Origin of the sequence: Acrocarpospora macrocephala (assembly GCF_009687865.1) — a bacterium.
Lineage (GTDB): Bacteria > Actinomycetota > Actinomycetes > Streptosporangiales > Streptosporangiaceae > Acrocarpospora > Acrocarpospora macrocephala.
In genome coordinates this window covers 1-18,611 of record NZ_BLAE01000118.1, presented here as the reverse complement: position 1 = coordinate 18,611, position 18,611 = coordinate 1, and the positions used below count along the sequence as shown (strand labels likewise).

At 70.2% G+C, this 18,611-nt stretch carries 21 protein-coding genes; 10 read left to right on the top strand and 11 right to left on the bottom strand.

Translation table 11 applies throughout. From position 1 onward, the window contains the following. Both Amac_RS52050 and Amac_RS52045 read right to left on the bottom strand, forming a co-directional pair. Nucleotides 1-597: D-apionate lactonase family protein (locus Amac_RS52050; RefSeq protein WP_218041785.1), on the bottom strand; the 597-nt coding region annotated here is incomplete at its 3' end. 1 nt (nucleotide 598) lies between these two features. Beyond that, on the bottom strand, nucleotides 599-1,597 hold the full coding sequence (locus Amac_RS52045) for an aldo/keto reductase (protein ID WP_155361842.1): 999 nt from the start codon (nucleotides 1,595-1,597) through the stop codon (nucleotides 599-601). Nucleotides 1,598-1,736: 139 nt separating this feature from the next. Here Amac_RS52045 and Amac_RS52040 point away from each other — a divergent pair, with 139 nt between their 5' ends. The 10 genes from Amac_RS52040 to Amac_RS51995 all read left to right on the top strand — a co-directional run bounded on the left by Amac_RS52040 (nucleotide 1,737) and on the right by Amac_RS51995 (nucleotide 11,564). Continuing rightward, nucleotides 1,737-4,403, top strand: a complete 2,667-nt coding sequence (locus tag Amac_RS52040; protein WP_218041784.1) for an alpha-L-rhamnosidase — start codon at nucleotides 1,737-1,739, stop codon at nucleotides 4,401-4,403. Between the two features lie 122 nt (nucleotides 4,404-4,525). After that, nucleotides 4,526-5,845, top strand: a complete 1,320-nt coding sequence (locus tag Amac_RS52035; protein ID WP_155361841.1) for an extracellular solute-binding protein — start codon at nucleotides 4,526-4,528, stop codon at nucleotides 5,843-5,845. Continuing rightward, on the top strand, nucleotides 5,842-6,762 hold the full coding sequence (locus Amac_RS52030) for a carbohydrate ABC transporter permease (protein WP_170323085.1): 921 nt from the start codon (nucleotides 5,842-5,844) through the stop codon (nucleotides 6,760-6,762). Before Amac_RS52035 ends, Amac_RS52030 begins: the two co-directional genes overlap by 4 nt. Then, nucleotides 6,759-7,577, top strand: a complete 819-nt coding sequence (locus Amac_RS52025) for a carbohydrate ABC transporter permease (RefSeq protein ID WP_155361839.1) — start codon at nucleotides 6,759-6,761, stop codon at nucleotides 7,575-7,577. The genes Amac_RS52030 and Amac_RS52025 overlap by 4 nt, the downstream gene beginning before the upstream one ends. Before the next feature lie 11 nt (nucleotides 7,578-7,588). Beyond that, nucleotides 7,589-8,338 carry an SDR family NAD(P)-dependent oxidoreductase gene (locus Amac_RS52020; RefSeq protein WP_155361838.1) on the top strand — a complete coding sequence of 250 codons (750 nt, stop codon included), beginning with the start codon at nucleotides 7,589-7,591 and terminating at the stop codon, nucleotides 8,336-8,338. Continuing rightward, nucleotides 8,338-8,730 (top strand): carboxymuconolactone decarboxylase family protein, encoded by a 393-nt coding sequence (locus tag Amac_RS52015; protein WP_155361837.1) that lies wholly within the window; start codon nucleotides 8,338-8,340, stop codon nucleotides 8,728-8,730. Before Amac_RS52020 ends, Amac_RS52015 begins: the two co-directional genes overlap by 1 nt. Before the next feature lies 1 nt (nucleotide 8,731). Further along, on the top strand, nucleotides 8,732-9,937 hold the full coding sequence (locus Amac_RS52010) for a Tm-1-like ATP-binding domain-containing protein (RefSeq protein WP_155361836.1): 1,206 nt from the start codon (nucleotides 8,732-8,734) through the stop codon (nucleotides 9,935-9,937). Continuing rightward, nucleotides 9,934-10,755 (top strand): phosphoenolpyruvate hydrolase family protein, encoded by an 822-nt coding sequence (locus tag Amac_RS52005; RefSeq protein WP_155361835.1) that lies wholly within the window; start codon nucleotides 9,934-9,936, stop codon nucleotides 10,753-10,755. Before Amac_RS52010 ends, Amac_RS52005 begins: the two co-directional genes overlap by 4 nt. Further along, nucleotides 10,756-11,163 carry a cupin domain-containing protein gene (locus Amac_RS52000; RefSeq protein WP_155361834.1) on the top strand — a complete coding sequence of 136 codons (408 nt, stop codon included), beginning with the start codon at nucleotides 10,756-10,758 and terminating at the stop codon, nucleotides 11,161-11,163. Next, the gene (locus Amac_RS51995; RefSeq protein ID WP_155361833.1) at nucleotides 11,163-11,564 is read left to right on the top strand and encodes a cupin domain-containing protein; all 402 of its coding nucleotides are present in this window, start codon (nucleotides 11,163-11,165) and stop codon (nucleotides 11,562-11,564) included. Before Amac_RS52000 ends, Amac_RS51995 begins: the two co-directional genes overlap by 1 nt. On the opposite strand, the gene Amac_RS51990 is transcribed toward Amac_RS51995, so the two are convergent. The 9 genes from Amac_RS51990 to tilS all read right to left on the bottom strand — a co-directional run. Beyond that, complete coding sequence (locus tag Amac_RS51990) at nucleotides 11,565-12,017, bottom strand: DUF3180 domain-containing protein (protein WP_155361832.1); 453 nt, start codon at nucleotides 12,015-12,017, stop codon at nucleotides 11,565-11,567. It lies immediately after the preceding gene. 11 nt (nucleotides 12,018-12,028) lie between these two features. Further along, entirely contained in the window at nucleotides 12,029-12,529 is a 501-nt protein-coding gene (gene folK, locus Amac_RS51985; protein WP_155361831.1) for a 2-amino-4-hydroxy-6-hydroxymethyldihydropteridine diphosphokinase, read from the bottom strand. After that, on the bottom strand, nucleotides 12,526-12,885 hold the full coding sequence (gene folB / locus Amac_RS51980) for a dihydroneopterin aldolase (RefSeq protein WP_155351944.1): 360 nt from the start codon (nucleotides 12,883-12,885) through the stop codon (nucleotides 12,526-12,528). Before folB ends, folK begins: the two co-directional genes overlap by 4 nt. After that, complete coding sequence (locus tag Amac_RS51975) at nucleotides 12,878-13,303, bottom strand: nuclear transport factor 2 family protein (RefSeq protein ID WP_155351945.1); 426 nt, start codon at nucleotides 13,301-13,303, stop codon at nucleotides 12,878-12,880. The genes folB and Amac_RS51975 overlap by 8 nt, the downstream gene beginning before the upstream one ends. Continuing rightward, nucleotides 13,290-14,174, bottom strand: a complete 885-nt coding sequence (folP, locus tag Amac_RS51970; protein ID WP_155361830.1) for a dihydropteroate synthase — start codon at nucleotides 14,172-14,174, stop codon at nucleotides 13,290-13,292. Before folP ends, Amac_RS51975 begins: the two co-directional genes overlap by 14 nt. A gap of 83 nt (nucleotides 14,175-14,257) precedes the next feature. Further along, nucleotides 14,258-14,827, bottom strand: coding sequence for a GTP cyclohydrolase I FolE (folE, locus tag Amac_RS51965; protein ID WP_155361829.1), 570 nt, complete (start codon nucleotides 14,825-14,827; stop codon nucleotides 14,258-14,260). A 3-nt stretch (nucleotides 14,828-14,830) separates the two neighbouring features. Then, on the bottom strand, nucleotides 14,831-16,867 hold the full coding sequence (gene ftsH, locus Amac_RS51960) for an ATP-dependent zinc metalloprotease FtsH (protein WP_155361828.1): 2,037 nt from the start codon (nucleotides 16,865-16,867) through the stop codon (nucleotides 14,831-14,833). Between the two features lie 263 nt (nucleotides 16,868-17,130). Next, nucleotides 17,131-17,688: a hypoxanthine phosphoribosyltransferase gene (gene hpt, locus Amac_RS51955; protein ID WP_155361827.1), complete on the bottom strand. Its 558-nt coding sequence runs from the start codon at nucleotides 17,686-17,688 to the stop codon at nucleotides 17,131-17,133. Nucleotides 17,689-17,698: 10 nt separating this feature from the next. After that, nucleotides 17,699-18,611 (bottom strand): tRNA lysidine(34) synthetase TilS (gene tilS / locus Amac_RS51950; RefSeq protein WP_155361826.1); only part of this gene is annotated, 913 nt, incomplete at its 5' end.

The window sequence follows — 18,611 nt, the reverse complement described above, 5'->3', positions numbered from 1 at the left end:
GGTGGGGAGGGGGTGGCCGGTCACGGTCAGGTGGAGGGTCTGGTGGACGCGGTCGCCGCGGCGCAGGAGGACGGGCCAGGGACGGTCGAGCGGGGTGCCGTAGGTCTTGTAGCCGGGGTCGGTCCAGTTGCGATGGTCCTCGGTCTCGAACGTCTCGCCCGACAGCGAGATCCGCACCTCCACCCCGGAGTCCAGGTAGCGCATCGTCCGGATGCCCGTGAAGATCCGGCGTGGGCTGATCCGCCGGGGGAACTCCCCCGCGGGAGCGCCGTTGACCTCCACGGCGGTCCCGGCCAGGTGGCCGGGATGCAGGAGGCAGAGCCCGATCCTGGCCCGCTCGAAGTCCCGCCCGGCCCGGCCCTCGATCGAGAACCGCAGCGAGTCCTCGGTCGCGGTCACCGTGCCGTGCCAGGCGAAGTCGACCTCGCCCGAGCTGTGCCACACCTCCAGCCGGGACCCGGACACGTGCAGGACCCGCCCGGGCACCGTCATCCACCGGTGATCCCTGACCTCCACGCCGACCCGGCGCAGCAGGTCGAGATCGCCGAGCCGTACCCGGTCGAGGTAGGGCCCTTCCCGGTCATAGGTAAGCTCCACCTCACCCCTCCCGCATGCTGAGCAGGCTCTCGGCGGAACGGGGAAAGGAGGGCAGCGCGGTCAGCGCGTCGAGCTGGGCCTGATCCAGCCGCAGCCCCGCGGCGGCCACGCTCGCCGAAAGCTCCGCGACGCTCTCCGGGCCGACGATCGCGCTGGCGACGGCGGGGCGCGACAGCAGCCAGGCGATCGCGACCTGGGCGGGCGGCAGGCCCCAGCTCGCGGCCAGCGCCGCCAGCCGGTCGGCCGTGGCCAGGTGCTCGGGGGCGAAGCCGCCGCCGCCCCAGCGCCGCTCGCCGCTGTAGTGGCGGTCGGCGGCGGCAGCCAGCAGCCCGCCGTTGAGCGGGCTGAAGGCGACCAGGGACAGGCCCAGCCGGAGGAAGGCGGGCACGTGCTCCACCTCGGGCGTACGGTCGAACAGGTTGTAGCGCACCTGGGCGCACACCGGCGGGTTCAGGCGCAGCTCCGAGCAGATCCACATGGCCCTGACCGTCTCCCACGCCGGATAGGTCGACAGCGCCGCGTAACGCACCTTGCCCTGCCTGACCAGGTCGTCCATGGCTCTGAGCGTCTGGTCGAGCGGCGTGTCGGGATCGGGGTGGTGAGCGTAGAAGAGGTCCACGTGGTCGGTGTTCAGCCGCCGCAGGCTCCGCTCCAGCTGGCGCACCAGATGCCGCCTGGACAGCCCCCGGTCGTTGACGCCTGGCCCGACCGGCTCGCGCGCCTTGGTGGCCAGCACGACCTGGTCGCGCTGCCCGGCCAGCGCCTTGCCGAGGATCTCCTCGGCCGATTCCCGCAGGTCCCACGGCGGCACGCCCGGCCGGTCGAAGTGCGGCAGGTTGCCGTAGGAGTCGGCGGTGTCGAAGAAGTTGATCCCGTGGTCCAGCGCGCCGCGCACGATCCTGGCGGCTTCGGCCGGGTCCGGCGCCACTCCGAAGGTGGCCGTGCCGACGCAGAGCCGCGAGACCCGAACACCGGTCGAGCCGAGCAGCGCGTAGTCCATGACAGTGGACGGTAGGCCATAAATCAGACATTGGTCAACCGGTTGACCAATCGCGCAACATGGTTGTAACGTCACCCCATCTTGTTGGGCGGCCGCTCTTAAAACGATTCGTATCGGGGGACCGGGCCAACGAAGGGAAGTGATCGACATCGTGGCACTCCTGTCTCCGTACGACCTCACCTGCGAGTTCCTCGACCGGCCCCGCGGAATGGACGAGCCGGCCCCGCGCCTGGCGTGGCGACTGCGCTCCGGCGCCCACGGCGACCGCCAGAGCGCCTACCGCCTCACGGTGCGCGCCGGAGGGCGGCTCGTGTGGGAACACGAAGGCGCCGACGACAGCCAGGTCGGCTACGACGGGCCGCCCCTGGCGCCCGCCACCCGCTACACCTGGACGGTTGAGGTCCACGACGCCTGGGGGTCGCCGGCGGGCAGCGCCGAGTCGTGGTTCGAGACCGGGCTGATGGGCGGCTGGAGCGCGGCCTGGATCGCCAGGGACGAGGCCGCGCAGCCCGTCTTCGAACCCCCCGCCGACGACGACCTCACCCTCAACACCCGCAAGCTGACCCCTCCCGCGCAGCTGCGCCGCGCCTTCGACCTGCCTGAGCTCCCCGTGCGGGCCAGGCTGCACGCCAGCGCGCGGGGCCTGTACCGCTTCTCGCTGAACGGCTCGCGGGTCGGCGACGCCGAGCTCGAACCCGGCTGGACCGACTACCGGCAGCGGATCAGGTACCAGACCCATGATGTGACCGCGCTGCTGCGCGCCGGGGGCAACGTCCTGGGCGCGCTGCTCGCGGACGGCTGGTGGAGCGGCTTCGTCGGCTTCGACCCGCGCCGGGCGGGCAAGCTCTACGGCGACGCACCGGCCCTCATCGCCCAGCTGGAGCTGGAGTTCGCCGACGGATCCCGCCAGGTCGTCGCCACCGACGGCGACTGGCGGGAGGCACCGGGGCCGCTGAACCACTCCGACCTGCTGATGGGCGAGTACCACGACGCCCGCCGGCGGCGCGAGGGCTGGGACGCCCCCGGCTTCGACGACAGCGCGTGGGCGCCCGTCGCCGTCCTCGGCCGGGACACCGCCGAGCTGGTCTGGTCCCGCAGCACCCCCGTCCGGGTGGTCGCCGACCTGCCGGCCCTGCGGAGCTTTCCCGCCCCCGGCGGCGGCACGATCTTCGACCTGGGCCAGAACATGGTCGGCCGAGCCCGGCTCACCGTCCACGGCGCGGAGCGCGGCCGGCGGATCCAGCTCAGGCACGCCGAGATGCTGGCGGCGGACGGCTCCCCGCACACCGCGAACCTGCGCCGCGCCGAGGCCACCGACGTCTACGTCTGCGCGGGCGACCCCGTCGAGGTGTACGAGCCGGCCTTCACCCTGCACGGCTTCCGCTACGTCGAGGTCACCGGTTTCGAGGGGCGGATGGAGGTCACCGGCCGGGTCCTGCAGAGCGATCTGCCCTGGACCGGCGAGTTCACCTGCAGCGACGAGCTGGTCAACCGGCTGCACGAGAACATCCGCTGGGGTCAGCGCGGCAACTTCGTCTCGGTGCCCACCGACTGCCCGCAGCGGGACGAGCGGCTCGGCTGGCTCGCCGACGCTCAGGTCTTCCTGCCCACCGCCGCCCGCGGCGCCGAGATGTCCGCGTTCATGGCCGACTGGATGCGGGACGTGCTGTCCGGCCAGGACGCCGAGGGGGCCTTCCCCGACGTGGCCCCCAAGGTCTGCCTGACCAGGGAGGGCGCGCCCGGCTGGGGAGACGCCGGGGTGATCGTCCCGTGGACCCTCTACCGCCTGTACGGCGACCGCCGCGTGCTTGCGGACTGCTTCCCGGCGATGACCCGCTGGGTGGACCAGATCGAGCGGCACAACCCCGATCTGATCTGGCGACGCCGTACCGGACGCAACTACGGCGACTGGCTCCAGGTCGGCGTGGACACCCCACGCGAGGTGCTGGCCACGGCCTACTTCGCCCAGTCGGCCACCCTCGTGGCCCGGACGGCCCGGGTGCTCGGGCTGGCCGGGCCGGCCGAACACTACGAAACGCTGGCCGCCGCGATCCGGGCGGCCTTCACGGCCGCGTTCGTCGGACCGGACGCCCGCGTCCACGGCGACACCCAGACCTGCTACCTGCTCGCGCTGGAGTTCGCCCTAGTCCCCGCCGAGCTGCGCGAAGCCGTCGCCGCCCACCTGGTCCGGGACCTGGCCAAGCACGACGACCATCTGACCACCGGCTTCATCGGGGTGGGCCTGCTCTGCCCGGTGCTCACCGGCATCGGCCGCGCCGACCTCGCCTACCGGCTCCTGCACCAGGAGAGCTTCCCCGGCTGGCTGTTCTCGGTCCGGCACGGCGCCACGACCATCTGGGAACGCTGGGACGGCTGGACCCCGGAGCGCGGCTTCCAGTCGGCCACCATGAACTCCTTCAACCACTACAGCCTGGGCGCGGTCGGAGACTGGCTGTACGGCGGAGTGGCGGGGATCGGCCAGGAACCGGATTCCGTGGCCTACGCCGGCCTGACGCTCCGCCCCCACCCGGGCGGGCGGCTGACCTGGGCCCGGGCCGCGCAGGAGACCCCCCGCGGCCGGGTCGAGTCCGCCTGGTCGGTGGCGGCGGGCGTGTTCACGCTCGACCTGCACATCCCGCCGGGCGCCGACGCCCTCGTCCACGTCCCCACCAGCGACCCCGAGGCCGTCCGATCCACCGCCCACATCACCGTCCTGGAACGGCGCGACCGGGTGACCGTGTGCTCGGTGACCTCGGGACAGCACCGCATAGCGACCCCCTGGGCCGCAGCACCTGCACCTTATTGACCAGAAACCCGTCTTAACCAGAAACACCTGTCCCATAGCCAGCCGCATAGCCGCCGACCAGGCCATTCACCGCTGCGGCTGTCCAGATCACGACTTTCTCATTAATACGAGAGGACCACGCCATGAACACCCCCTCGCGCCGCGACCTGTTCCGCGGCGGCGGCCTGGCCGCCGCCGCGCTGACGCTCAGCGCCTGCGGCTGGGGCCGCACCGAACCGAGTGGCACCGGGACCGGCACGGGCGCGGCCCGCCCCGGGCTGAAGGTGTGGGACCAGTTCACGACCTCGCCGCAGAACGAGGCCGTGAAGAAGATCTACGACAGGTTCCAAGGCGCGGCCATCGCCCGCAGCGCGCAGACCGGGGACCAGCTGACCACGGTGGGCAAGACGGCGCTGGCCTCCGGCACCGGCCCGGACGTCATCTACTACCAGGTCGGCGCGGGCAATGCCGGCGTGCTGGCCGACGCGGGGCTGCTCCGCCCGCTGGACGACGTCGCCGCCAAATACGGCTGGCTGGACCGGCTGACCCCCTTCGCGATCCGCGAGGCCTCCCTCGACGGCAAGCTGTACGGCCTGCCCAACGAGTCGGAGAACACCGTCCTGTTCTACAACAAGACGCTCATCGAGAAGGCCGGGCTGACCGTGCCCGAGACCTTCGACGAGCTGCTCACCTTCGTCGCCGCCGCGACCAAGAAGGGATACACGCCGATCGCCTACGGCCAGTCGGACGTCTACCCGAGCTGGTGGGCGTTCTCGATGATGGCCGGCAACCTGGCGGGGGCCCAGCCGATGGGCGACCTGATCTTCGACAACAAGGGCAGCTGGAACACCCCGCAGCTGGTGGAGGCCATCCAGCTGTTCTTCGTCGATCTGGTCAAGGCCGGCGGCTTCATCAAGGACCTCAACTCCCTCGGCGGACCCGACGCCCAGTCGCTCTTCCTGGCGGGCAAGGCGCTGATGAATCTCAACGGCACCTGGGCGGTCGGCACGATCGAGAAGGACATGCCGGGCCAGGAGATCGGCATCATGGCCATGCCCTCGGTCAACGGCGGCCCGCGCGTCTACCCCGGCGGCATCGGCTCGGCGTACTACATCTCGGCCAAGAGCGCCAACGCCGACCTGGCCGCCGAGTTCCTGGACTCGCTCTACCAGCCGGAGGCCGTCAAGCTCTGGGTCCAGGAGGGCAAGATCTTCCCGCCGGTGCCCTTCGAATCCGGCGGATTCACCTTGACCCCGCTGCAGGAGCTCGCGATGGGGGTGGCCCAGAACGGCGGCGGTGACGCCAGGGCCAACATCGGCTACGCGGTCAACCACGGTCTGGCCTCCCCCGGCTTCCTCAAGGCGATGACCAGCGGCTTCCAGGCCGTGGTCGCCGGGGACAAGACGCCGGCCAAGCAGGCCGAGGAGCTGCAGAAGGCATGGGAGGCGGGGCTGACCTCATGACGCTCACGCTGACGAGGCCACGCTCGGTGGCGAGGCAGGTCCTGCCTGGCGGCCCGCCGCAGGGCCGGACCCTGGGCTACCTGTTCCTGGTGCCCGCGGGCCTGCTCTACGCGGGGTTCGTCCTGTGGCCGCTGGCCCAGTCGCTCTACCTCAGCCTGACCGACTGGGACGGGGCCAGCCCCGACAGGCGCTTCGTCGGCCTGGCCAACTTCCGGCGGCTGCTCGGCGACGACCTGTTCTGGCGCTCGCTCGGCCACAACCTCATCTGGGTGGTCGTCGGCACCGCCCTGACCATGGGAGTGGCGCTGCTGCTCGCCATGCTCGTCTGGAGCCGCCCCCGCGGCTTCACCGCGCTGCGGACGATCTACTTCATGCCGCAGGTGCTCCCCGCCATCATCGTCGGCATCGTCTGGAGCTGGATCTACAACCCGGCCTTCGGCATCCTCAACCGCGCGCTGGAGGCGGTCGGCCTGGAGTCCTGGACCAGGGGCTGGCTGGGCGACCCCTCCTTCGCCCTGTACGCGGTGCTGCTGGCCTCGGTCTGGGCCACCGTCGGCCTCGCGTTCGTCATCTTCACCGCCGCGCTGCACAACGTGGACACCGACCTGATCGACGCGGCCCGGGTGGACGGCGCCAACGGGTGGCAGCGCTTCCGGCACGTGGTGATCCCGCAGCTGTCCAACGCCATCACGCTGGTCGTCGTCCTGCTGCTGGTCCACGGCTTCCAGGCCTTCGACCACGTCTGGATCATGACCAAGGGCGGCCCGGACGACGCCACCCAGCTGATCGCCACCTACACCTATCAGAAGGCGTTCATGGAGAACGAGGTCGGCTACGGCGCGACCCTGTCGCTGGTGCTCACGGCGATCTCGCTGCTGGTGTCCATCGCGGTGGTCCGGGTCAGGGAGCGCGCATGACGATCACCGTGAAGACCGCCAGATACCTGATCCTCCTGCTGTTCGCGCTGCTGTTCGTGATGCCGTTCCTGTGGATCTGGTTCTCCGCGCTGAAGAGCACGGCCGAGATCAATCAGGATCCCTTCGGCGTCCCGGCCACGCTGCACTGGGAGAACCTGGCGGAGGCGTGGACGACCGGCCGGTTCGGCTCCTACATCGGCAACTCGGTGCTGTACGCCGCGTTCGTGGTGCCGCTGGTGACCGCCTTCTCGTGCCTCGCCGGGTACGCCCTGGGCACGCGACGGCTCCCCGGCGAGCGGCTGATCTTCGGCGCCTTCCTGGTGGGCATCATGATCCCGTTCCAGTCGATCATGATTCCGCAGTACTACCTGGTCCGGGACCTGGGCATCCTGGGCACCTACTGGGGCGTCATCGTGCCGAGCGTCGCGCTCGGGCTGGCCTTCGGGGTGTTCCTGATGCGGGCGTTCTTCCGCGGGCTGCCCGAGGAGATCTCCAACGCGGCCCGGATCGACGGCGCCTCAGAGTGGCGGGTCTTCACCCGCATCATCCTCCCGCTGGCCAGGCCGGGAATCATCACGCTGGTCGTGCTCCAGTTCATGTTCACCTGGAACATGTTCCTCATCCCCCTGCTGTACGGCCAGGACGAGGGACTGCGCCCGATCTCCACCGGAATCATGTTCTTCGTCGGGGAGTACAGCGTGGACCGGTCGATGATCGCCGCGGGCGTCACGCTGGCCAGCATCCCCATCATCGCCCTCTATCTCCTCCTTCAGCGGCATTTCATCCAGGGGATGACCGCCGGAGCACTCAAGTGAAAGGTTCGCAGATGCGACTGGCAGGCAGGAAAGCGCTCGTGACCGGCGCGGGCGGCGCCATGGGCAAGGTGTTCGCCCAGGCTCTGGCCGCGGAGGGGTGCGACGTCGCCGGCCTGGACGTGGCCGCCGACGGGCTCGGCATGTTCGGCGAGGCCGTCCGGGCGGCCGGGCGTCAGGCGCTGGAGCTCAAGACCGACATCACCGACTTCGCCGCCACCCAGGACGCGGTCGGGGAGATCGTCCAGGCCTGGGGTGGCCTGGACATCCTGGTCAACAACGCGGGCGGGGGCATGGTCCGGCCCTTCCACGAGATGACCGCGCAGGACTGGCAGCGGATGGTCGACGTCAACCTGACCAGCGTCTTCAACGTCACCGCCGCCGTCGTGCCGTCGATGCTGGCCCGCGGCGGCGGCCGGATCGTGAACATCGCCTCCATCGCGGCCCTGCGCGGCGGACGCCTGGTCCGGCACGCGAGCGGCTACGCCGCCGCGAAGGCAGGCGTGGTCGGGCTGACCAAGGCCCTGGCCATCGAGTACGCCACCAGCGGCATCACGGTCAACGCCATCGCGCCCGGCGCCCAGCAGACCCCCGGCCGCGACCGGGACACCCCCGAGCAGCGCGAGTCCCTGCTCGCCCAGATCCCCACCAGGACGCTGGGCCGCCCCGAGGACCTGGCCGAGACCATCGTGTTCTTCTGCCTGCCCTCGGCGGCCTACCTGACCGGCGTCATCCTGCCCCAGGACGGAGGTCACGCGATCTGATGGACGACAGCACCGAATCCCGCCTCGACCGGGGCCGGGCGATGTACGACGAGGTCTACGGCGACGGCGCGGCCGACCGCCTGCTCCAGTCACTCTCCGGCCTTGGCTCCGATCTCGGACGCTACGGCGTGGAGTTCAACTTCGGGGAGATCTACGCCCGCCCCGGGCTCGACCTGAAGCAGCGGCAGATCGCCTCGATCGCCTCGCTGGTCAACATCGGCGGCTGCGAGCCGCAGCTGACCGGGCACATCAACGCGGGCCTCAACGTCGGCCTGACCGCCGCCGAGATCGTCGAGGTCATCATCCACTGCGTCCAGTACGCCGGATTCCCCCGGGCCATCAACGCCCTGAACGTGGCCAAGCAGGTCTTCGAGCGCAGAGGGGTGGCGTGAGATGCCGGCCGTCGTGCTGATCGGGACGCTGGACACCAAGGGCCAGGAGTACGCCTGGCTGCGCGACCGGCTCCGGGCGCTGGGCGCGGAGGTGCTGCTCGTGGACGCGGGCGTGGGCCCAGCGACCGTGCCCGCCGACATCACCAACGACCAGGTGGCCGAGGCCGCGGGGGCGCGGGTGGAGTCTCTGCGGGCGGCGGGCGACCGGGGGGCCGCCGTCACCGCGATGGGCGAGGGGGCCGCGGCCGTGCTGGCCGGGCTGCACGCGGCGGGCCGGGTGGGCGCGGTGCTGGCGGTGGGCGGCAGCGGCGGCTCCTCGATCGCGGCGCGAGCCGTCCGAGATCTGCCGGTCGGGCTGCCCAAGCTCATTGTGTCCACGATGGCCTCGGGGGACGTCTCACCCTATGTCGGGGCGAAGGACGTCACGCTGATGCACAGCGTGGTGGACATCGCGGGCATCAACCGCGTCTCCCGCCTCATCCTCGGCAACGCGGCGGCAGCCGCCGCGGCCATGGCCGCCGCCGATCCCGGAGGAGAGACGGACGGCGCCGACCGGCCGCTCGTCGCGGCGTCGATGTTCGGCGTCACCACCCCGGCCGTCGACGCGGCCAGGCAACGGCTCGACGAGCTCGGGTACGAGGTGCTGGTCTTCCACGCCACCGGCGCCGGCGGCCGGGCGCTGGAGGGCCTGGCCGAGAGCGGCATGCTGGCCGGGGTGCTCGACCTGACCACCACCGAGCTGGCCGACGACCTGGTCGGCGGCGTCCTGTCGGCGGGTCCGGAGCGGCTGACGGCGGCGGGGCGGCGCGGCGTGCCGCAGGTGGTCGCGCCCGGCGCCCTCGACATGGTCAACTTCGGCCCCCGCGACACGGTCCCCGAACGCTTCGGCGCCAGGAACCTCTACGTCCACAACCCCACGGTGACGTTGATGCGCACCACCGCCGAGGAGATGGCCGAGCTCGGCCGCCGCCTCGCCGCCAAGCTCGCGGCGGCCCAGGGCCCCGCCGCCCTGTTCGTCCCGCTGAAGGGCGTCTCGGCGCTGGACGCGGAGGGGATGGCCTTCCACGACCCGAAGGCCGACGAGGCCGCGTTCGAGGCCATGGCCGCCTTCCCCGGCACCGAGCGCCTGGACCTGCACATCAACGATCCGGAGTTCGGCCGGGCCATGGCCGAACGGCTGCACGAGCTGATCGGAGGGAAGGCGTGAATCGCGAGGAGGTTCTGGGCCGGCTTCGCCGTACCGTCGCCGCGGGCAGGGCCGTGGTGGGCGCGGGGGCCGGGACCGGGCTGAGCGCCAAGTGCGCCGAGGCCGGCGGGGTCGATCTGATCATCATCTACAACTCCGGGCGCTACCGGATGGCCGGGCGCGGGTCGCTGGCCGGGCTCCTGCCGTACGGGGATGCCAACCAGATCGTGGTCGAGATGGCCGCCGAGGTGCTGCCCGTGGTGCGGGACACGCCGGTGCTGGCCGGGGTGTGCGGGACCGATCCGTTCCGGGTGATGCCGCGCTTCCTGGACCAGCTGCGGAGCATGGGGTTCGCGGGCGTGCAGAACTTCCCCACCGTCGGCCTCTACGACGGAGTCTTCCGCCAGAACCTGGAGGAGACCGGCATGGGCTACGACCTGGAAATCGAGATGGTACGGCTGGCGCGCGAGCGCGACCTGGTGACCGCGCCGTACGTGTTCGACCCCGGCCAGGCGGCGGCGATGGCCACGGCGGGGGCCGACGTGCTGGTGCCGCACGTGGGCCTGACCACCAAGGGGAGCATCGGCGCGGGGACCGCGCTGACCCTGGATGAGGCCGTGACCAGGGTCCAGGCGATGCGGGACGCGGCCGTCGCCGTCCGGCCCGAGGTGCTGGTGCTGTGCCACGGCGGGCCGATCGCGGAGCCGTCGGACGCGGCCTACGTGCTGTCCCGCACCGAGGGCGTGGCCGGTTTCTTCGGCGCGTCGTCGATCGAGCGGCTGCCCACCGAGGTGGCGATCACCGAACAGGTCCGATCCTTCAAGAATCTGGAGCTCTAAATGCTGGTAAGTCCGGACAAAGTGGCGACTATGGCCTTCGACTGGGGGTCGATCAAGTGGTTCGTCACGCCTTCGCTCATCCCCGGCGCGGGCAGCACGCTCGGCGAGGTCATCGTCAACCCGGGCCAGGGCCACGCCCGCCACAACCATCCCGGCAGCGAGGAGATCATCTATGTGATCTCCGGGGAGGCCATGCAGATGGTGGACGACGGCGAGCCCTTCCCGATCAGGGAGGGCGACACGGTCCACATCCCCGCGGGCGCCTACCACTCCACCTACAACAGCACCTGGCGCACGCTGCGGCTGATCGTCACCTACACCCCCGGCGGGGAGGAGAAGGCCCTGGACGGCGCCCCCGACCTGCACCTGCACGCGCCGGGCGGCGTCCCCCGGTGGATCCAGGCCTGATGACGGTCGTCAGAGCGGGCAGCCGCTGGCGGGATCACCGGCCCGCATGGTCCGACCTCACCGCGGCGGGCATCTTCCGGATGCCCGCCGCGGGCGGCCACTTCGACCGCCACCACCACGACTGCGCGGAGTACTGGCTGATCATCAACGGTCAGGCGACGGTCTGGAGCGGCGGCCACACCTACCATGTGGGCCCCGGCGACCTGCTGTGCACTCCCACCGGCGACGAGCACGACATCCTCGCCGTCCACTCCCCCCTGCTCGGCTTCTTCTTCGAGGGCCCGCTGCCCCCCGGCGGCCGGCCCGGCCATCTGCACACCAGCCCCGAGCAAGCGGCGGGCCACGCCGTCCCGCTCCTACCCCTCCCTACCGACTTCACCGGCAGCCACCACCTGGCCTGACTACTCGTCATCCCGTTTGGATTTGTCCGGCACCCGGCAGGAGAACTCCAGGAACAGCGCCGCGCAGATCAGCAGCACGCAGCACACGAAGGAACCGCCCGCGATGAACGCGTCCTGCCGGGGATCCGGCACGTCGATCAGTTCCAGCGTGTGGATGACGAAACCCCCGAAGATCCCCGCGAACACCGCGCCCGCGTGGGCGGTCGCCTTCGCCAGGGCGGCCAGGCGGGCCACCGCCAGCGGCTCCACCGGCTTGGTGCCCTCCTTCCTGGCGATCCTGGCCCGGGTCAGCACGCCGGTGTAGCCCTCGCCGATCGCCAGGATGAGCACGGTCGGGATGGCCGTCCACGGCAGCGCGGGCAGCGTGTGGTAGACCTGCTTCAACATGCCCCAGGTGAGGATGGCGAACACGACCGTCAGGCCTACCAGGACGCCAGGATTGCTGGGCTTCACGGGGATTGCTCCTAGGCGGGGGGCTGTAGGGCGAGGTCGGCGCGGAGCCGTACCCCGCTCTGGTCGAGGTCGGCGAGCAGGGCCGCCACCGGGCCGCGCCCGGGCAGAGTCGCGGCCCGATCCGCCTGCGCCCACGGGACCAGCACGAACGCGCGCTCGTGGGCGCGCGGATGCGGCAGGATCAGCTCCGGCCCTTCGCAGGTCAGGTCGCCCACCATGATCAGATCCACGTCCAGGGTGCGCGGGCCCCAGCGTTCGGACCGCTCCCGGCCGAAGGCGTCCTCGATGCTCAGCGCGCGCTCCAGGATCGAGCGCGGCTCCGGCATGCCCTCCGCGATCACCACCGCGTTCAGGAACGCCCCCTGGGCCGGGCCGCCCACCGGTTCTGTCTCGTAGACCGGCGAGACCGCCACGAAGGCCAGGCCAGGAGCGTCGAACAGCGCGTCCACGGCGCCTTGCAGGTTCTCCATCCGGCGGCCCAGATTGCTGCCGAGGGCGAGCACGACCTTCACGGCCGGGACCTCCGCACGGTCACCACCACGTCGGCGAACGGCACCGGGATCGGCGCGGCCGGCTTGTGCACCCGGATTTCGGCTTCCTCCACCAGCTCGTGGCGGAGGCAGGCCATCGCCAGCCGGTCGGCCAGCGTCTCGATCAGATTCACCGGCTCGCCGGACACGATCGCCGCCAGCTCCCCCGCCAGCGCGCCGTAGTCGACCGTCTTGGCCAGGTCGTCGCTCGCCGCCGCCGGGGCGGTGTCCAGGAAGAGGGTGGCGTCCACGACGAACTCCTGGCCGAGCTCCCGCTCCGCCGGCAGGCAGCCGTGCCGCCCGCGCGCCCGGACCCCCCGCAGGGCCACGCTATCCATCGTTCTCGTCCTCCTCGTCGTCGGTCTGCAGCACCGGTGAGCCATGGTGGTGCCACAGCCGCCAGCCCGTCGGCGTCCTGACGTAGGTGTTGGTCGCGACCACCCGCCCGGCCGCGAAGCCCGTGTCGTCGGAGTCGGCCGCGGTCAGGATGTTCTCCGCGCAGGTGAGCACGGCCACGTCCCCCAACACGGTGGTGTTCACGTCGGTCAGCACGAACTGGATGTACGGCGTGTTCGCCATGATCAGCGCCCACGACCGGAGCACCTCGGACCGGCCGCTCAGCAGCGGCCACCCCGGATGCACGCACATCGCCACCCGGTTCCCGGCGTCCTCCACCCAGATCTCGGACATGCGATCCAGATCGGCGCTCTCAATCGCGGCGTAGAACGCCTGATTGACATCCTCAACGTCCTTCATCTGCGTCCCTCGCCGGTCGCGGATCTGTGGCCGCCCTCCACACCGCGGCGACCCGCACCGCGTCCGCGTTGGGCCTGACGTCGTGCACCCGGACGCACCAGGCGCCGTCCCGGGCGGCGAGCGCCGTGACCGCCAGGGTCGCGTCGTCGCTCTGGTCGAAGGGTCTGGGTTCACCGCCCGCGTCGGCGAGCAGCCGTCCGAGGAACCGCTTCCGGGACGCCCCGATGATCAACGGGTGTCCCAGCTCGCGCAGGCGCGCCATCCCGGCCAGGAGCTCCCAGTTGTGCTCGGGATGTTTGGAGAAGCCCAGGCCGGGGTCCAGGATGATCTGCTCGACGCGCACCCCTTCGGCCAGCACCGAGTCCACCCGCTTGCGCAGCTCCTCGCACACCTCGGTGACCACGTCGGCGTAGATGGCCCGGCTCTCCATGTCCCGGCTGTGCCCGCGCCAGTGCATCACCACATACGGCACGCCCGCCGCGGCCACCACCCGCGGCATCACCGGGTCGGCCAGGCCGCCGCTCACGTCGTTGACCAGCCGGGCCCCCGCCTGGACGGCCATCTCGGCCACCTCGGCGCGCATGGTGTCCACGCTGACCGTGACACCCTCCTGGCTGAGGATCCTGATCACCGGTTCGACCCGGCGCAGCTCCTCGTCCAGCGAGACCCTGGCCGCTCCCGGGCGGGTGGATTCGCCGCCCACGTCGACGATGTCGGCGCCATCGGCCACCAGGTCGAGCCCGTGCGCGATCGCCGCGTCCACGTCGAACCAGCGGCCGCCGTCGGAGAAGGAGTCCGGCGTGACATTGACCACACCCATGACGAGACAGCGCCCTGGATCGGGCAGCCCCGGCACGGTCCCCGTGGTCATTTCTCGCTCCTCACCTGCCCAAGCCTAGGCGCTACCCCGCCGCCGTCAGTCGCGCGGGTACGACCTCCGGATAACGATCCCGATCAGCGGGCGTTGATCAAGGACATCGCCTCGGCGCGGGTCTTGTCGTCATCGCGGAAGATGCCGCGGACCGCCGAGGTGATCGTTTTCGCGCCTGGTTTGCGGACCCCGCGCATGGTCATGCACATGTGCTCGGCCTCCACCACCACGATCGTGCCGCGCGGCTGGAGCACCTCCATCAGCGCGTCCGCGATCTGGGAGGTCATGCGCTCCTGGACCTGGGGGCGGCGAGCGTACACATCCACCAGCCTGGCCAGCTTGCTCAGGCCGGTCACCTGGCCCTTCTCGTTCGGGATGTAGCCCACGTGGGCGACCCCGTGGAACGGGACCAGGTGATGTTCGCAGGTGCTGTAGACCTCGATGTCGCGGACCAGCACCATCTCGTCGTGGCCGGCGTCGAAGACCGTGGTGAGCACGTCCTCCGGGGTCTGGCCGAGGCCCGCGAACTGCTCGGCATACGCCCGGGCGACCCGCGCCGGGGTGTCGAGCAGGCCGTCGCGGTTGGGATCCTCCCCGATGGCGAGAAGGAGTTCACGAACGGCCCGCTCGATCCGGGCGTGGTCGACCCGCACGTTCTAGGCCTCGTCCTTCTTCGGAGTAGAAGGCTTCGGGGTCGAGGGCTGGGATGACATGTTCGCGGCGGGCAGCGCGGCCGGGGAGCCGTTGCTGCCGTTGGCCAGTTCCTTCGGCGTGGTGACCGGCGGGCGGTCGGAGGGCAGGCGCTTGCCGTATCCCGCATACGACGGGCGCTTCTCCTTGGTCACTATCGGGGCGAAGATCTCCAGGACCTGGTCGCGGGAGAGGGTCTCCTTCTCCATCAGCTCCAGGACCAGGTTGTCCAGCACGTCCCGATACTCGACCAGGATCTCCCAGGCCGTGTCGTGGCCCGCCTCGATCAGGCGGCGGACCTCGTCGTCGATCGTGGAGGCGATCTGCTCGGAGTAGTCGCGCTCGTGGCCCATCTCGCGGCCGAGGAAGACCTCGGCGTTGCCGGAGCCGAACTTGCGCGCGCCGAGCTTCTCGCTCATGCCGTATTCGGTGACCATACGCCGGGCGATCGCGGTCGCCTTCTCGATGTCGTTGGAGGCGCCGGTGGTGGGCTCGTGGAAGACGAGCTCCTCCGCGGTCCTGCCGCCGAGCAGCATGGCCAGCTGGTCGTTCATCTCCGAGCGGGTGGCCAGGAACTTGTCCTCCATGGGCAGCGTCATCGTGTAACCGAGGGCGCGGCCGCGGGACAGGATCGTGATCTTGTGAACCGGGTCGGAGTTGGGCAGCGCGTGCGCCACCAGGGCGTGGCCGCCCTCGTGGTACGCGATGATCTTCTTCTCCTGGTCGGACATGACCCGGGACTTGCGTTCGGGCCCGGCCATCACCCGGTCGATGGACTCCTCGAGGATCTCCATCGTGATCAGCTTCTGGTCGTTGCGCGCGGTCAGCAGCGCCGCCTCGTTGATCACGTTGGCCAGGTCGGCGCCGGTGAACCCGGGGGTGCGCCGAGCGATAATGTCCAGATCGACGCCCTCCGCGAACGGCTTGCCGCGGCCGTGCACCTTGAGGATGCCCTTACGGCCCTCCAGGTCCGGGCGGTCCACCGTGACCTGGCGGTCGAAACGGCCGGGACGCAGCAGCGCCGGGTCCAGGATGTCGGGGCGGTTGGTCGCGGCGATCAGGATCACGCCGCCCTTGACGTCGAAGCCGTCCATCTCGACCAGCAGCTGGTTCAGCGTCTGCTCGCGCTCGTCGTGCCCGCCGCCGAGACCGGCGCCACGGTGGCGGCCCACCGCGTCGATCTCGTCGATGAAGATGATCGCCGGAGCGTTCGCCTTGGCCTGCTCGAACAGGTCGCGGACCCGGGAGGCGCCGACACCGACGAACATCTCCACGAAGTCGGAACCCGAGATCGAGTAGAACGGCACCCCGGCCTCACCGGCGACCGCCCTGGCGAGCAGCGTCTTACCGGTGCCGGGCGGACCGTACAGCAGCACGCCCTTGGGGATCTTCGCGCCGATGGCCTGGAACTTGGCCGGGGCCTGCAAGAAATCCTTGATCTCCTGGAGTTCCTCGATGGCCTCGTCAGCGCCCGCCACGTCGGCGAACGTGGTCTTGGGGGTGTCTTTGGTGATCAACTTGGCCTTGGACTTCCCGAAGTTCATCACCCGGGAGCCGCCGCCCTGCATCTGGTTCATGATGAACAGGAAGATGAGGACGATGATCACGATCGGGAGGAAGCTCACCAGCAGGCTGACGAGGAAGTTCTCCCTCGGCACGTCGACGGTGAACCCGCCCTTGACGCTGCCCGCCTTCTTCTGCGCGGCAAGCTGGTTGACCAGCTCCACGCCCTGACCGGTCACCCAGGGGGCTTGGATGCGCTTGGTCAGTTTGGCGTCCTTACCCGCCTTGATGTCGTTGACGAGGGTCAGCTCGACGCGCTGCTCCTTGTCGATGACTTTCGCGTTCTGGACGTTACCGGCCTGGATCTGCTCCATCGCCTGGGACGTGTCCGCTGTCGTGTAATTGCCTTCACCACTGAACATCGTGGTGACCAGCAGGAGGAGCACGACAATGCCCAGGATCCACAGCAGTGGCCCACGTGTAAATCGCTTGAGATCCATCCGATGCGGAACCCTGGCGGGTCCGTCCCTTCCCTGACTAATAAGGCCTGGCCCCCCTTGTGAGAAGGGGGTCGCGGCACCTTCAGCCGCGTCAACTGACTACCCAGAGCTGTCCCTGCGCTATCAGAAGGTACACCGACCTGACCGCACAGGGTCACCGCCCGGCCAGGCCCGGTATTGCCTTCCAACGTACGTCAGGGATCCTCGTGTTCCCCGACCTGGGAGCAAATAACGCGCGTTTGGTGGGGTACTTCGCTCAGGGCTTACTCGCCGCCGTAGACATGGGGGGCGAGCGTGCCTATGAACGGGAGGTTCCGGTAGCGCTCCGCGTAGTCCAGGCCGTAGCCGATGACGAACTCGCTGGGGATGTCGAAACCTACGTATTTCACATCGATGGGGACCTTGACCGCTTCTGGTTTGCGGAGCAGCGCGCAGATCTCGGCGGAGGCCGGGTTGCGGGACTGCAGGTTGTTGAGCAGCCAGGACAGGGTGAGTCCCGAGTCGATGATGTCTTCGACCACCAGGACGTGGCGGTTGGCGATGTCGGTGTCAAGATCCTTGAGGACTCTGACGACGCCGGATGATTTGGTGCCCGCGCCGTAGGACGACACGGCCATCCAGTCCATCTGGACGGGTATGTGCAGCGCCCTGGCCAGGTCTGCCATGATCATGACCGCGCCTTTGAGGACCCCGACGATCAGCAGGTCCTTCCCGGCGTAGTCCGCGTCGATCTGGCCGGCAAGTTCCTTGATTTTGGTCTGGAGCTCGTCTTCGGAAATGAGGACGTTGGACAGATCTCTGCCCATGTCGGCTGCATCCACCTGCGGTTCCTTACGAGAGGTTGCTGGCGAATATCAGGGTGCCATATCGCCGCACTGCCCCGACCCCCCCGGGCAGGTCCACCGCCCGCTGGCCCCGCCAGTGCGTGACCAGCCGCTCCACCTCCTCGATGTGCACGGCCGCCAGCGCGCTCGCCGTTGCCCCCGCGTCCACCGCCGCCCGCTGGATCACCCGCCGCCGCACGGCCCCGGGCAACCTTTCGAGTACGACCACGTCCAGCCCCGCACCCAGCCCGCGCGCCTCCGCGTAAGCCGCGTCCGCCCAGTCGTCCAGCGCGTCCGCGTCATCCCGGCACAACCGCGCCGTCCTCGCCAGCGCCTCCGCGATCCCCGGCCCCAGCGTCCTCTCCAGCACCGGCAGCGCCTCCCCCCGCACCCGTGCCCTCGTGTACGCCTGGTCGGCGTTGTGGGGGTCCTTCCAGGGCGCCAGCCCCAAAGCCTCACAAGCCTGCTCAGTCCGGGTACGGCTAACGCCCAGCAACGGCCGCCGATACCGCCCGAACCGCTCCGGCATCCCCGCAAGGGAACGGCTTCCACTGCCCCGGGCGAGCCGCATGAGCACGGTCTCCGCTTGATCGTTGAGCGTATGCCCGAGCAAGACGACTGCCGCGCCCAATCTCTCAGCGGCCGCATCCAACGCCTTGTACCGCGCATCCCGGGCGGCAGCCTCAGGCCCACCGTCCCGTCCCACGGTCACACTCAGAACCTCCGCCGGATCCAGCCCGAGCATCGGCGCAAGCTGCACCAGTTCCCGAGCCCGATCCCCCGACCCGACCTGCAACCCATGATCAACGGTAAGCAACCCCGCCCTCAGCCCCAACCGAGGCGCCACAAACCCCAAACACGCGGCCAACGCCAGCGAATCAGCCCCCCCACTACACGCAACCACCACAAGCGCCCCCGCC

What these genes read in the sequence shown, in the direction of transcription:
- Amac_RS52045 (WP_155361842.1), bottom strand. Translation starts at nt 1,597, where the DNA reads ATGGACTACGCGCTGCTCGGCTCGACCGGTGTTCGGGTCTCGCGGCTC.
- Amac_RS51975 (WP_155351945.1), bottom strand. Translation starts at nt 13,303, where the DNA reads ATGAAGGACGTTGAGGATGTCAATCAGGCGTTCTACGCCGCGATTGAG.
- folB (WP_155351944.1), bottom strand. Translation starts at nt 12,885, where the DNA reads ATGGATAGCGTGGCCCTGCGGGGGGTCCGGGCGCGCGGGCGGCACGGC.
- ftsH (WP_155361828.1), bottom strand. Translation starts at nt 16,867, where the DNA reads ATGGATCTCAAGCGATTTACACGTGGGCCACTGCTGTGGATCCTGGGC.
- Amac_RS52025 (WP_155361839.1), top strand. Translation starts at nt 6,759, where the DNA reads ATGACGATCACCGTGAAGACCGCCAGATACCTGATCCTCCTGCTGTTC.
- Amac_RS51995 (WP_155361833.1), top strand. Translation starts at nt 11,163, where the DNA reads ATGACGGTCGTCAGAGCGGGCAGCCGCTGGCGGGATCACCGGCCCGCA.
- folP (WP_155361830.1), bottom strand. Translation starts at nt 14,174, where the DNA reads ATGACCACGGGGACCGTGCCGGGGCTGCCCGATCCAGGGCGCTGTCTC.
- Amac_RS52035 (WP_155361841.1), top strand. Translation starts at nt 4,526, where the DNA reads ATGAACACCCCCTCGCGCCGCGACCTGTTCCGCGGCGGCGGCCTGGCC.
- Amac_RS52010 (WP_155361836.1), top strand. Translation starts at nt 8,732, where the DNA reads ATGCCGGCCGTCGTGCTGATCGGGACGCTGGACACCAAGGGCCAGGAG.
- Amac_RS52020 (WP_155361838.1), top strand. Translation starts at nt 7,589, where the DNA reads ATGCGACTGGCAGGCAGGAAAGCGCTCGTGACCGGCGCGGGCGGCGCC.
- Amac_RS52000 (WP_155361834.1), top strand. Translation starts at nt 10,756, where the DNA reads ATGCTGGTAAGTCCGGACAAAGTGGCGACTATGGCCTTCGACTGGGGG.
- Amac_RS52030 (WP_170323085.1), top strand. Translation starts at nt 5,842, where the DNA reads ATGACGCTCACGCTGACGAGGCCACGCTCGGTGGCGAGGCAGGTCCTG.
- Amac_RS52015 (WP_155361837.1), top strand. Translation starts at nt 8,338, where the DNA reads ATGGACGACAGCACCGAATCCCGCCTCGACCGGGGCCGGGCGATGTAC.